Genomic DNA, 13906 nt, shown 5'->3' on the forward strand with positions numbered 1-13906 from the left:
TTCAGATGGTTTCCCTGCTTCGTTCCAGTTGCCGTCCTTCTCCGCCTTCCATCTCCGGTTTCCTTCCCCGCCCGTGCAAAGGCTCCCCGGCCGCAACCTGCGCAGGGAAGCTTGCACGAATCCGGGTGCTGTTTATTTCTTGCTCGCCTTGGCCGCCTGAATATCTTTATCAGCCGCCTCCGCCGCTTCGCGGATCGCCGTATTGACGTCTTTGCCGTCTTTGACGATTTGCGTAAGCGCGGCGTTCAGCTTCTGCGCCGCCACAATTTGATACTCGGTAATGTTGGACATTTTCGCATGCGGTTTCGGGAACAGAACCGACATGTTGCGTCCTTGGTACTTCGGCAGATCCTGCCCGTACTTCTCGTGCAGCTTCGTATCTTTCAACGCCGTCGCTAGTCCGCGCGAGTTCAGCGAGATTTGGAATTCCTCGGAAGCGACATATTTGATTACTTCAAACGCGGCGTCACGCTGCTTGCTCGTAGAGCTCATAAACCAGTAGTTCGGGAATACCTGCGGGCCGACATTGCGTTTATCCGGGAAATCCGGAATCCGCACGACGCCCCAGTTTTTGACCGCCTCGCCCGGGGTGAATCCGCAGCAGCCGGTATAGTTGGTCGCCATCGCCACCGTACCCTTCGTATTAAAGCCCGCGACCGTAGCCTGAGCGATATCGACGCCCGGAATGCTCATAAACTTCGTCATCATCTGCACGACCCGTTTCCACTCGTCGGTATTAAAGCTCGCTTTGTGCGTTTTCGGATCGACGAGATCAAGAGACAGCTGATTTACCTGTATATAGGAATAATTGTCGTTGGCAAAACCGTAGTATTGCGTCCCCCCGTCCTGCCTTGTCAGCTTCACCGCCAAATCGTACACTTCGTCCCAGGTCATGCCGTCCTTCGGATACGGCACGGCGAATTTGTCGAACAGATCCTTGTTGTAATACAACCCCGACGTGCCGATGAAAGCAGGCAGCCCGTAAATGCCGCCGCCTGCCAGCTGGCGCTGGAGCTCGACGACGGTCGGCTCTAGCTTGTTCAGATCGTATTTGTCACGTTTGATCAGATCGGAGATGTCGTTTTGCAGATTCATGTTCAGAATCGAAGTATGGAAGGTCGTATAAGCCCCGAATACGATATCGAGCGGATCTTTGGAGGTGGCGACGTAGTCTGCGATGGAAATGTCGGTCGGGTAAGACACTTTAAACGTAATATGCGGGAACTTCTCGCGAAGAAATTTGCCGTACGTATTTTCGAACCATTCGGCTCCTCCGCCGCTGGCGCTGAACATATGCATGTCGATCGGCTTTTTCTCGGTTGCCGCCGGTTCGTTCGTTTTGCCGGAACAGCTTGCGGCGAGCAGCATGACGGATACGGACACCATCATCCAGGCGTATTTTTTTCTTCCCGTTGCGAACATCGGTATGTCCCCCTTAACCATTCGTTTTTTTGATTTCCCCGGGCGTCATGCCCCAATGCTTGCGGAACACTTTCGTAAAATAACTGACGTCGCGGTAGCCGATCGCGGCCGACGTCTCTAGCACTTTCGCCCCGCTTTCAAGCAGCTCCATGGCGCGTTTCATCTTTCTCTCCAGCACATAGTCGGAGAACGCCTGCCCCGTATGCTGCTTGAACAGCCGGGACAAATAAGACGGGGTCAAAAACAGCTTCCTCGCCAGAACGTGCAGCGTCAGGTCGCGATGAATGTCATTCTCGACCGCCTCCAGCATCAACCGGACGATATCGTGCAGCTTGACGCTGTTGCGCGTGCTGGCATAGTCGGTTATCGCGCGGATCGTGCCGTGCAGCCATTGCCGGATCTGCTCCTTCGTATGCAGCGAGCGCAAATCCTGAAACGTATCATACGTGTCGCCTACCACCTCCTTCATCGGCCATCCTTGGGCATGAACGGTGCGGATGAGCAGACTGCTGAAATAGAGCACGTTCTCGTGCACCTCCTCGACAGTCGCAGCCTGACCGATTCCTTCCTCGATCAGCCGGTCGACCGTCTCCAGCGCCTTCTCCCGGTTGCCCGTCTCCAGGGCGTTCTCGAGCTGCTTCTCCAGCGGCGGCGCCGCGGGGATGCACAGATGCGACTGCTGCCCTTCGCGGTACGGCACGACCAGGTCGTCGCCGTAGACGATCCTCTCCTGCAGCGCTTTGTTCGCCTGCTGGTACGATTTGCTCACGCCTTCCGGGTCCGCGGTAACTAGACCGATCCCGGCGCTGGCCGTCGTTTTTATATACTCTTTAATCATCGTCAGCAATCTGGATGTCAACAATTGAATTTCGGCGACAAACTGCTCCTCCGTCCGCTTGCCCCGGTTCAAAAATAGCAGAACGGTCGAGCCGCGGTAGTCGGGGAACACTTTGCAGTCCAGCTGTCCCGGTTTTTCGGCGAAGTAATCTTTGGCGATGACCGTAACGGAATATTGCAGCAGCGAGCCGTCCCGTTCGCCGTAACGGGTATCGCCTTCCCGCAGCGGGTCGGGCTCGACTACGGCGGCCGCATACCGGGTGACGCCGGACAGGTCGATCGTCAGATCGGCACTTTGTTTATCCACCTCCCAGCCGGAATAAGTGCCGGCCACCCAATTTTGATATAACAGCTCCTGGAGCCGCGGAGCGTGCTCGTTCCACTTCCGGCGCAGCTCCTCCAGCGTATGCGTCGACTCGCGGGCTTCTTCGATCCGCTTCCTCGCTTCGAGCACCGCGCTTAAAATCTCGGTATCCCGGGCCGGCTTCAGCAAGTATTTGACCACATTTACGTCAATCGCCTTCTGCGCATACCGGAAGTTGTCGTGTCCGCTCAGCAGCACGATTTTGACCCGGGGATTCCGCTCGCTGACCGTCGCCGCGACGACGAGACCGTCCGGCTCGGGAATCCGGATATCGAGCAGGACGATATCCGGCTTGGTCTCGTCGAACAGTTTCAGCGCTTCGCGTCCGCTTGCGGCGGCGCCTACCACTTCAATGCCGTGCCGCTCCCACGGGATGCCCGATACGATATTTTCCCTCAGCTTGGCTTCGTCCTCTACGACCATCAGGTTCATCGGCGGCACACTCCTTGTTGTGTCGGACTTTCGTCCGGATTGGTTCGACCGACGCGGCGGAGGCGGACGTATGAACGCCCGCTACATGCCTGCTGCAAGCGCATGCATCTTCTCAAGCGGTATCCAGATCGTCACCGCCGTTCCGGCCGCCTCCTGGCTTTCGATGCGAATTCGTGCGTCTTCTCCGTAAAACAGCATGACCCTCGCTTTGACGTTGGATAATCCGTACAGGTCGACAGACTCGCTTCCGGCGTTTGTCACCCGTAGCACGTCTTTGTATGTAATCTTATTCAGTTTGCCGTTAATAAACGACAACCGTTCCGGATCAATGCCCACCCCGTCATCCCTCACTTCCAGTCTCAAGTAAGCGCCTTCGATCCGGGCGCCGACATACAGCTCCCCCCCCTCCGGTTTTTTCTCCAGACCGTGCAGGATGGCGTTTTCGACAAGCGGCTGGAGCAGCAGCTTCAGGATCGGAATTTGCAGCGTTTCCGGATCGACGTCGAACTTCACCGAGAAATGGTTCGTATACCGGATCTGCTGCACCTGCAAATAATATTGAAGATGCTCGATCGTTTCCTCGACTGTAAAGATATCCCGCCCCTCCCCCAGACTGAGCCGGAAAAAGTGGGACAGATGAACGACCATCTCGCTGATTTCTTCGGCATCGTAATTTTTGGCCGTCCAATAGATCGAATCGAGCGTGTTGTACAAAAAATGCGGGTTGATCTGCGATTGGAGAAACTTCAGATCCGTCTTTGCCGTATACAGCTGCTGCTTATAAATATTCTCGATCAGGTGCTGCTGTTCTTCGGCCATCTCGTTGAACGAACGGTTCAAAAACCCGAACTCGTCGGGACGGTTCGCGGACAGCCGGGCGTTCAGATTGCCGAGCCGGATCTGCTTGATCCCGTAAGCCAGCTTGAGCAGCGGAGCCGCGATGCCGCGGTAAACGCCCCATGAGATAAGCAGCGCCAGCAGCACGCTCACGATCGCGATCAGATAAGTGAACTCTCGCACCTTGTTCGACTTCGCGTAGATTGCCTTCTCCGGCTGTACGAGCACGAGCGACCAGCCCGAAGTCTTCGACCGCACCCGCATCGATAAGCTGTCTCCGTCGTCGCCGGTCTTGATCATCACGCCTTCCCGGTTTTCCGTGGCCCGAATTTCCGCGATACTTTCGTCCCGATCGGAGCCGACGATCCGATTATCGTACCGGTCGAGCAGCAGCACCCGGCTGGACGGAGTCGATGCGGTCAAATTTTCGATCACGTTCAGAAACTTTTCCTTGCCGATCGTCATCATCAAAATGTTTTGTCTGACCGGACTGTCGAGCTGATCCATCAGGCGCAGCAGCGTTACGCTGTCCTCGTTGAAGATCGGGTCGACCTCCCGTTCCCCTCCGACATACGTATTGCGGTCGGGAATCATCCAGACGCTGTCGCCGCCGGCCTCGACCGTCCGTGCGTACCAAGCCTCGTTGCGGTATTCCTCCAGACGTCGGACGCCGTACCGGGACGAGAAGATGAGCCCGGACCTCGCATGGTAGATCGAGATTTGCGTCAGCATCGTGTTCACCGAATTCATATTGGTCAAGCTGAATAGCACTTTCTGAAAATCGATCGTCGCTTCGGCCGGCGAATCGACGTCCTGGTGCCGGAGCTGCTGATTCATGTTGTAGTCGGTGGCGGTCAGAACCGACAGCTCCTCGATGTTTTGCAGCGTAAGATCAATGTGGGCCATCGTCGAGCGCAGCGCCGCCAGCGTCCGTTCGCCTACCTGCTCGTTGAGGATACGCTGGGACTGGACATTGGCGTAGAGACTCACCGCGACCAGCGGAATCAGGATCGCCATGAAATAAGAGGTCAGCCTCAGCTGGGTCGACTTCCGATAGGCATCGCGTATTGCGTACAACAGTCTCATGTGCGCCCGCCTCCCGTTAAGGTGTGTCTGCAAGTGCGATTATCGGGGTAACGGCGCGGCCGTCACGGCTCCGCCCGGAAACCGATCGTACGGCCAAAAGCTTCGCTCATTTGCCGGGCGTAGGCTTCGAATATGTCTTTGCCTCGGTGTGTCGTCATCAGCTCCTGGCGGTATTTCGGCCAGTTCGCCGCACTTTTGTCCTCGAACAGCACCCTGGCCTGATACCTCCACATCTCCTTGCGGAACGAGCTGATATCGAGCCCGGTCGGCGGGGCTACGTTCGTGCCGATCGACGGTTTGAATACGTACGACGATATTTTCTCGAAAATTTTCCGGTCGCGCTCGGTCTCATCCGGCTGAAACACCTCGAGGCCCAAAGTCTGCACATCGCCCTGCGAGAAAAAGCCGTACACGGCTAAAAAGTATCCGTTGTCGGCAATGTCCCGTTTGGTCGCGACCGGATCAATCGTGATTTTTTTGCCGTCTCTCGTATAATGGACGCCCTCGATTCCGAATCGCGTCAGCATGAACCCTTCCTCGCTTGCGAGCCAATCGAGAATTTGAATCGACCGCTTCGCTTTTTCGACCGTCGTTTTGGAGCTGAATAAAAACGGGGCTCCGGGCAAGGTCGTCGTCGCCACTCCCGTATCGGCCCACGGATGGAACGGCTGCCAATCAACCTTGGCCGCTTCCTCCGGTTTGCCGGCTTGCCTCAGCACTTCCTTCGTCCGGTACTGGATGGACCAGGTCGCATGGTCATACGCCGCCATGGCGCCGCCGGAGATCACGATGCCGACTTTTCCCTGAACCGCTTTGTTGATGTCTTCGCCGGACTTTTGCAGAAACCAGTCTTTGTCGATCACCCCAAGCCGGAGCGTCTCCAGCAGATCGGTAAACACCTGCTCGATCCGCGGGTCCGTCGTGCCGTCCACGAACATATCGTCGTCCAGCATAAGGCCGCCATAAATTCCGTTTTTGTAAAACTCGGGAAACACAATCGGAACCGAATACCCGCTGCCCGCCGTAGTAAAGCCGTACGTGTCCTGTTTGCCGTTGCCGTCCGGATCTTTGAACGTAAACGCCTTCATCGTCTCGATCATATCCTCGTACGTCTTCGGGATCGGCAATCCGAGCTTATCGAGCCAGTCTTTGCGTACGTAATAGGATATGTAAGCCCGCTTCGGATAGGGGACCGGCGCACGGCGGAACATATCTTGCACCTGATACCGCTTCAGCTCCGTCTCCGTGATCCAGTATTTGAAGTAGTTCGGCATCGTCTGCGGCGTCACCAGCTCCGTCAAATCCATCGCGACCCGGTCCATAATATATTTGTTCGACACGCCCCCGTCGACCATAAACAGGTCAGGCGCTTTGCTCCCGGCCAGCCGCAGATTCAGCCGGTTCGTATAATCGTTGCTCATCTGCATATGCTCGACGTTTAATTCGACATTAAACTTGCGTTCGATCGCCTGCCGGACGAAGTCTTTGTCGCGGGACGGCAGCGACGCGCTGTTGGCCCCGTGGACAAACCAGTTCAATACGAGCTTCTCTTGCGCTGACGCAAGTTCCGCCCCGGTCGCCCGGGCATCAAGCCTGCTCTCCCCGGGTATGCTGTCCGGGCGCAAGGAAGAAGTGCAGCCGCTGCCCAGAAGGACGATCGTATATATGCCTGCGAGACCGATCTTTATCGTCTTCATCTCATCAGCTCCATTCCTTTTCGCTTATAGTGCGTGTTCAAAAAGTCCGGTTTTCAGCACCGAGAAGTTGGGATGAAGCCAGGAAATGAGGAGCGGAGCGTAGTGGGCTACGTGAGCACCGGAAGTTCCGGCTGAATTCCATATTCGATGTCGAGTACGCTTCCTGATCTGCTTCGTGATCAAAAGCGGACTTTTTGAGCAACCTCTTATGACGCCCGGTAAGACTCGCATGAAGGAAGAGGGCGTTCCACCCTCCCTTCACCCTCCCGTCCAGATTTGCAGCAAGGCGTCCGTCTGGAGCTCCAGCCAGCTTCTCGTGCCGCTGCTAATATCGCCGGGGGTGCTGCTCCGGTCGAGATGTTTCCGGAAGTCGCCGATATGTTTGGCCGCCTTCCCCGGGTCCCCCTTCTCCAACTGATGCACCGCCTGCTTCAAACTGTTGCGGAGCTTGACGACCAGCGAATGGACGATATCGCCGTCCGCCTCCCCGGCGTTGATGCGCTGGTCGATCACGTCCGGCCCGGTCGTGACGTGCACAGTCCTGACCGCGGTCGCTTCATTGCCCGACGTATCGGCCACGCGGTACGTCAGCGCGTATGTTCCCGCCGCCTGCGTGTAAACCGAGCCGGTCACAGTCACCTGCGAGGACAGATCGCCTTCGCGGCCGTCCCAGGCGGAGACGCCGGGTTCGGCGTAAGGCGCCCCGACGGTTACCGTCAGCGGGTTGTCGCCGAGCAACGTCAGCGCCGGCGGATCGCAGTCCGGCAGCAACAGCTCGGCGCCGCCGCCTACCGATACGATGTTCCAAGCGCCGGCTTCCGACTTCGCGGCATAGGCGTATGGAACGAGCTTCCATGCTTCTCCGCCAGGGAACGGATAACCGTCCGGCGCTTCATAGGTGACGAACTTCGTTTTCCCGTCCTGCACAGTAACGCCAAGGACCGGGTACGCCGTCCATACGGTTCCGCGCTTGACATAGACCATGCCGCCGATCCACTGCTCCGCTCCCGCTACCAGAGCGGTTGCCGTGAAGCCGTCCGTCTGCGCCCCGCCGATCTGCCCTTCCTTCCCTTGCCCGCCGGCGATCGCCAGTCCCGCCCCGTTATACTCGATCCGCCCTTCTCCGGCCAAATATACCGCATTCATGTTACAGGCTGCTGCGGCTGCGGATGGGTCCGCTCCGAAGGACAACACACCAAGCTGTCCGGCGAACTGGACGGGGTTCGCGTCTCCGTTCCGGAGCAGCTGCAGCGGCTGAGCGCCTCCGCTGCCGGTCCCGCTGACGACGTAGTCGCGCCAGCCCGCCCCGTATACGCTTACGCCGACCGGCGTCTGTACGGTTGCCGTCCAGCCTTGCGGCAGAAGCGGCTCCACGTTCGCTACACTAGGCGCCGTTCGGTACGATTCATACAAAGTCGTGAACGTGCTGCCTTCTGTCGATTGGTCGCGGTGGCGGACAAGATAAGGCAGCTCGGCTCCCGCGTCGTCCTTCCCTCTTTGTCCCCAGCCCTGCCCGACATAAACGTCCTCTTCGGCCGACGGAACTTGCCATGCTTTCGTCCTGGCTCCGCCCCCGTTGTTCGCCCAGTCGGCCGTCCATACGCCTGCGGTCGCCGCGGTCGTCACGCCGGTCAGTCCGTAGGCGCTAACCTCGCTCGCTCCACCCAACTGAAGCGGAATTCCGCCCGTCACGACGCCGTCCGTAGGCGCGTGAACGATCAGATCGTGCGAAGCGCCGCCGCGGACGCGGAAGAAGTCGACTACATACTCCGGCTTCTCCAGATCATTCTGCCCTTCCTGCCCTTGAACCTGAACGACCGTTCTGCGGTACATGTCGGTCTCCGCATAAGCGTTCGATTCCGCCTCCGCCGCATGGACCGGTCCTTCTCCCGTATACAAGCGGATACTTCCGGTCTTGCCGCTGCTCCGCTGATTTTTCTTGTCGACGATAACGAGATTGTGGGCTGCCGAGCGGACGGTCATCGCCTGCTGCGGATGATCCCACAAATACCCCATATCGGATAACGATTCTCCGCCGTTCGCCCAATACGTGAGGTCCAGACTGTCCAGATGGCGGTGTCCGTACCAGTCGCTGGCGTTCAGCAGCGCGACGCTGTCCAGATTGTCCGGACCCCCGCGCAAGTAGGCGAGCTTCCAGTCCGGCAGCAGCAGATCGGGCAGCTCGATCGGCCCCGCTTCATCCAGTCCGTCCGGGTAATACAGCAGCGCCTCGACGCCGCCGTACGGGAACTGGCCGCTCTTCAGCATGCTGAGCAGGATCGGAAGTCCCGTTCGCTTGGCCCCGATCAGCAGAAACTGGCCGGATGGCGCGCTTGTCGTATACGAATCGCCGATCGGCGGATATTTCAGCGACGGCAGCACGGTATCGCCGAGCGCGCGGAACACCATTTGATAGTCCGGGCGGTTATACACTTCGTAGTTATCGATCCGCGACTGTCCCGGAAGCGGCACGTAACCGGCCGGATCGGAATATCCGTTTAAGATCTCGCCGAGCTTCCACATCGTTTGCAGCACCTGGAGCCCGTACGCCGCCGTCTCGGCAGGCGTTCCGTCCGGCTTATACCAGTCGGTCAAAAACTTGTCGAACGCATCGGCACCGAACCGTACCAACTCCGGCTCCCCGATCAGCACGCCAATTGCGGCTGCAGCCGTACGGTTAAAGATCGACTTGTTGTTGTAAGCCGGATCGGCCACGAACAGCGTGGAAGCTTCGAGGAACAGATCCCGTTCGACCGCCAGCCGGTCCGCATCCGATAAAAGCAAGCCCGGACCGGCAGCCGCGTCGCGAATCAGATCGTAAGACGTGACGAGCGGCAGAATGAACAAGCCCTCCATCCCGTTGGCCATCCCTCTTCCGGCCATCCAGTAGCCGGCATGGAGCTGCCGGTTCGGCACGTTGGGCGGTGCGGTCAGCTCATAGCTGGGCAGCCGGCCGATCGCGAAGGCGGCGTCCTTCGGATCCATATCGGCGTATTCGCCGTACCCGGAGTGAAGCAGCCAGCGGGGATACACCTCCGCCATCCGCAGCAAAATCTTCTTCGCCTGCTTCGCATAAGCGATATCGCCGGTCAGCCGGTACAGCAGTGCGATTTTGCCGACCTGATCGGACATGTAGGCGACTTTTTTGGCCCGGATGTACGACGTGAAGCTGGGCGATAATTGAAACCCGGCAAAGTCGTAAGACTGGCGATTGTAATACGTAATCGTCTGAACGGTCGAGCCGCCCCAATAAGCGGTCATCACGCCTTCTTCGGGATAAGTCTCGTTCGGAAACGCTACCCCGCCGCAATACGCCTTATCCGGGTCGAGCGGGCTCCATGTCCACACCCCGTGCGGAAAGCCGTATTCCGGTTGAATCGGGCAAGGCGTGAACAGATCGACCAGCGGCGTCGTCTCCGGAATCATGTTCACGATCTCGGTCTGACCGTAGCCCATGACGAGCTGCGTCTGGCTGATCAGCGCGTTGATCTGGCTGTCTGCGTAGGTCCGGAACGCGGCGTCCGACGCATAACGCGCCCGGTACGCGATCCAATCGTTCTCCTTGTAGATCGCCTTCGGAGGCGAAATATCGCCGCGCTGCGCAGGCTCCACCCAGTTCGGGAACAGCTCCTCCAGGTCGACGGGCGGCTTCGGCATACTGGCCGGCGACGTGTACAGCTGCCAGCGCAGCGGATCGATGCCGTTCTCAAACGTTTCGGTTAATGTAGTCTGACTATCGGCTTGCACCGATATGTTATCTATGTATACGTAACCGGCCGCCCCTACATCCGTAAAATCGTTGGCCAGGAAAGGCTGCGTGTAGGTGGCCGCTGCCCCGAAGCCTTTGCCGACGATCAAATACGGCGGCGGTCCGGACTCCGGCGCCGCTGCGGTACGCAGCAAGGCCGGCTCGGTCCCGGCGGGGCCTCCCCACAGCTTGACGGTACCGTTCTCCCACGTGATGCGGACCCGATATGTCGTTTTTAACGGAGCGGTGCCGATATAACCTCCCGGATTCGTATTGTATTTCGCGTTGCCGGAAATCCCAACGGATACCCATTTGGACGTGCTCCAGTACAGAAAAAGCGACGGCGCCCAAGAGCTTCCCGGATTTTCCATCGGCGTAATGTCCGCTTCGGCGACGATTTGATTCGGTGCGCTCGTCCATTGCAGAGGTGTCACGAGCACATCATGTGCGTTGATCGGCCCGCTGAACAGCAGTTGCCCTCCGGCCAGATGCCAGTCGTGGTCTCCTGGCGCGAAAGCGTTTGCTCGTTTTTGCAGCATACCCGGCATTTCTCCTAACATTGTAATCACCAGTACCATACACAATAGAACAAGCGATTGCTTCTTCCATGCCATCCTTTGCAAAGCCATCACGACCTCCTATTCGCATCCCAGGCGGTGTTAGGATATCTGATAAATCCAGGCTGCATTGAAAGTGCTTACAAATTCTATTATAAAATTATTCGCATCGTAACCAATAGACGAAAACATTTCATCCATTGGTAATTTGATGACTTATCGAGCAGGAATCGTAATCGTATGGAGGAGCTCCCGGTATAACTAAAAAAGGAATACCCTCGGCCTTGCCGTTCCCAAAGAGGGAACATTCATCTTATCGGATTACGTTCCTCCCGGTCTGGACTAATGTGCTCGTCCGGTTGTAAACCCCATTCATCCGCTCGTTATCTCCCCCTCTACTCCAGCGTTCCGTTAAGGAAGTTTCCGGCTTTAAAGCTTTTGGAAGTAAGCCAAGTCTGGTTGTATCCCTTCATGGCTGACGGCTGGGCGATGAGCGAATCTTCGATATGATTACAGATATAGGTAAGCGTTTTTAAACTTCCGTTGTCTACAACGACCACTCCATCGTGACGGTTCGTCTGATGGGTCGATATTTGATTGCCCTGTACGTTCAACTGCTTACATTGCGGCAAATAGAGCGTATACTCGGTGCATTCCTCGACAAAAGCCTGATTGCCTGAAACATCGACCTTCGTATCTCGATTCCCGGCTGAGGTGGCCGTAGACAACAGGATCAAATAAGAAATGCGGCCGGCCCGGATCACATTGTTTTTGATCTGCACGTTTCCTTTTTGAAAGTTGAAGTAGCCGTAAATCGGGTAAGCATCTCCTTCTCCCATCCCGAAATCCGTCAATTGATTGCCTTCAATCAAGTAATTTTCATACTCGTACGGGGTGAGAGCCGTTGAATAATGACCGAAACTGATCCCGGTAATCCAGGTGTAGGGAGAAGGGATTCCAATCGTCTGTCTGCGCATGCCGGAAATAAAATTGCCGCGGATCGTCACGTTGCCCGTCCGTGGCCCTACCGCATAAATCCCGTACAGCCGGTTGCCGTGACAAATATTACCCTCGATGATTGCGTTAAGTCCGGCATGCAGATCGATCCCTTTGCGGTAATTGTAGTTGGCCCGGTTGCCGATGATCTGAATGTGCATGGGCGTCGCTCCCGAGAATCCGGCGCAGCCGTAGCCGGTTCCTCCATCCAACTGAGAGCCGTGGTATTCCAGATCGCAATCGACGATGCTGATAAATTCGACATAACCGAACAATACGCCTGCAACACGGTTGTGATGAAGGTAACACTGATGCACTTTGAACCGTTTGGCATAAGCGGAGCTCGTTCCCGACACATAAATCGCATTGGCATTAAACCCGGAGATATCCACTTTCTCGACAAGCACATCTTCACACCGGTTGAAGAGCAGCGCACTCACTTTGCCGTTATAGCTTTCACCGACGTTCGGGAAAAAAGTGCCGGTATAGTGGAGGTTGAGCCTTTTCACCGTAATGCCGGTCAATCCGGCTTGGAACGTGAACAAGCTGGCTGTCTGCTCGGTGTCGGCCACCGTCTGCTCGTAGGTGTATACGATTTTCGAGTGGCAGCCTTGTCCCTCCAGCGTGATACAATTCGTTTGCACGGACAAATTCCCGGTCACCAGATACGTACCGATCGGAAAATAAACAATGCCGCCTTCAGGTACGGCGCTTATCGCGCTGCGGATGGCAGCCGTGTCATCCGTCGTCCCGTTGCCGGCTGCGCCGAAATCCCTCACGTTCACGATGGGCCCCGTCATCGAAATCAATGGCTGCAGCTTCGTTTTTTTCTTGCCGGCTATATTCTCGTACACGGAATCCACGACTTCACCATCCTTGCTTCTCGCATATCCTGGCGTTATTCTGCTCATTACCGTGCCTGCGGCCATCGCAGCGCTCACAAGGCCAACCGACGCAAGCAGCTTTCTTCGGCTGATTGACGCTCTCGCCGCCGCTTGCTCCTCAGAACCGTCCGTCCGGTCCGTTTGCTGCATAGTCGGCTGCCCCTGCTACCTGCTTCCGTTTTCTTGTTGCCTGTTTCCGTCTTCCTGCAACCTGTTTCCGTTTTCCTGCCGCTCTGCTCCGATTGCCTCTTCTCTGCGGTTTTGATCGGACATATTCATTCCTCCATTATGGATCGTTTATATGACTGTACTATGGATAACCTCGGATAAGACGCACCTTCCGCTGTTGTCATGGATCATACCGATAAGGCGATATCTCGTCTTCACGATAACGGTCTCGGAGCAACCGTGTGGTCCCAGCTTCGACGTAACGATCGGATAGCCGGCAGCACCCCATCAACGAGTTGACTGGACAGTCGGCTGGGAGGCGGCGGTCAGGACTATGTTAGTAGAACCGGATTGTAGACCGAACCGGACTGCGAATCGAGCCGGATCGTAGATCGAACCGGACTATGGATCGAATCGGACGCGGACTCGTACCGTGAATCGAACTGAACTATGAATTAAACAAACCATATTTGAAATCGCTTTCATACTCTATTATAAAATCATCGACTCGTTACCAATAGACGAAAACATTTCATCCGCTGGTAATATGATGACTTCTCCTCCGGTGGATGAATACAACAGCCTCTCTCCTTTTACGATTTAATGCGGCTATAAGAGCGGTTTGCACCCCTTATTGGGCGTGTTTTCTTGAAATGGGAGAAAATAAGAGCGATTTGCACCTCTTATTCCAGCCAATCTGCCGGAAATTCGCCATTTGACGAAAAATAGAAGCTGCATATCGCTCTTTATTTGCATTTGAAACCTGAATACTTACAGAATAAGAGGCTCAAACCGTAACTACTTAGGTACAAAAAAGTGAAAGGTAAAGAAACTGGAATTAAAAGAGGAATTTACCTTGAAGAGACAAGGAGAGGGAA

General features: G+C 56.3%; 6 protein-coding genes. All 6 read right to left on the bottom strand.

Going from position 1 to position 13906, the window contains the following annotated elements:
* Window positions 1–132 precede the first annotated feature (132 nt).
* The 6 genes from IDH45_RS31420 to IDH45_RS31445 all read right to left on the bottom strand — a co-directional run bounded on the left by IDH45_RS31420 (window position 133) and on the right by IDH45_RS31445 (window position 13010).
* Window positions 133–1422 carry an ABC transporter substrate-binding protein gene (locus tag IDH45_RS31420; protein WP_190932109.1) on the bottom strand — a complete coding sequence of 430 codons (1290 nt, stop codon included), beginning with the start codon at window positions 1420–1422 and terminating at the stop codon, window positions 133–135.
* A gap of 13 nt (window positions 1423–1435) precedes the next feature.
* Complete coding sequence (locus tag IDH45_RS31425) at window positions 1436–3055, bottom strand: response regulator (RefSeq protein ID WP_190932110.1); 1620 nt, start codon at window positions 3053–3055, stop codon at window positions 1436–1438.
* Between the two features lie 81 nt (window positions 3056–3136).
* On the bottom strand, window positions 3137–4978 hold the full coding sequence (locus tag IDH45_RS31430; RefSeq protein ID WP_190932111.1) for a sensor histidine kinase: 1842 nt from the start codon (window positions 4976–4978) through the stop codon (window positions 3137–3139).
* Between the two features lie 62 nt (window positions 4979–5040).
* Window positions 5041–6675: an extracellular solute-binding protein gene (locus tag IDH45_RS31435; protein ID WP_190932112.1), complete on the bottom strand. Its 1635-nt coding sequence runs from the start codon at window positions 6673–6675 to the stop codon at window positions 5041–5043.
* A 258-nt stretch (window positions 6676–6933) separates the two neighbouring features.
* Window positions 6934–10962 carry an immunoglobulin-like domain-containing protein gene (locus IDH45_RS31440; protein WP_190932113.1) on the bottom strand — a complete coding sequence of 1343 codons (4029 nt, stop codon included), beginning with the start codon at window positions 10960–10962 and terminating at the stop codon, window positions 6934–6936.
* 413 nt (window positions 10963–11375) lie between these two features.
* A complete protein-coding gene (locus tag IDH45_RS31445; protein ID WP_190932114.1) occupies window positions 11376–13010 on the bottom strand; it encodes a right-handed parallel beta-helix repeat-containing protein in 1635 nt (544 codons plus the stop codon).
* Window positions 13011–13906: the final 896 nt, after the last annotated feature.

Origin of the sequence: Paenibacillus oceani, from assembly GCF_014705615.1 — a bacterium.
Lineage (GTDB): Bacteria > Bacillota > Bacilli > Paenibacillales > NBRC-103111 > Paenibacillus_AB > Paenibacillus_AB oceani.

Coding starts and splice junctions, on each gene's coding strand:
- IDH45_RS31440 (WP_190932113.1), bottom strand. CDS start 10,962: ATGCTGCAAAAACGAGCAAACGCTTTCGCGCCAGGAGACCACGACTGG.
- IDH45_RS31430 (WP_190932111.1), bottom strand. CDS start 4,978: ATGAGACTGTTGTACGCAATACGCGATGCCTATCGGAAGTCGACCCAG.
- IDH45_RS31435 (WP_190932112.1), bottom strand. CDS start 6,675: ATGAAGACGATAAAGATCGGTCTCGCAGGCATATATACGATCGTCCTT.
- IDH45_RS31445 (WP_190932114.1), bottom strand. CDS start 13,010: ATGCAGCAAACGGACCGGACGGACGGTTCTGAGGAGCAAGCGGCGGCG.
- IDH45_RS31420 (WP_190932109.1), bottom strand. CDS start 1,422: ATGTTCGCAACGGGAAGAAAAAAATACGCCTGGATGATGGTGTCCGTA.
- IDH45_RS31425 (WP_190932110.1), bottom strand. CDS start 3,055: ATGAACCTGATGGTCGTAGAGGACGAAGCCAAGCTGAGGGAAAATATC.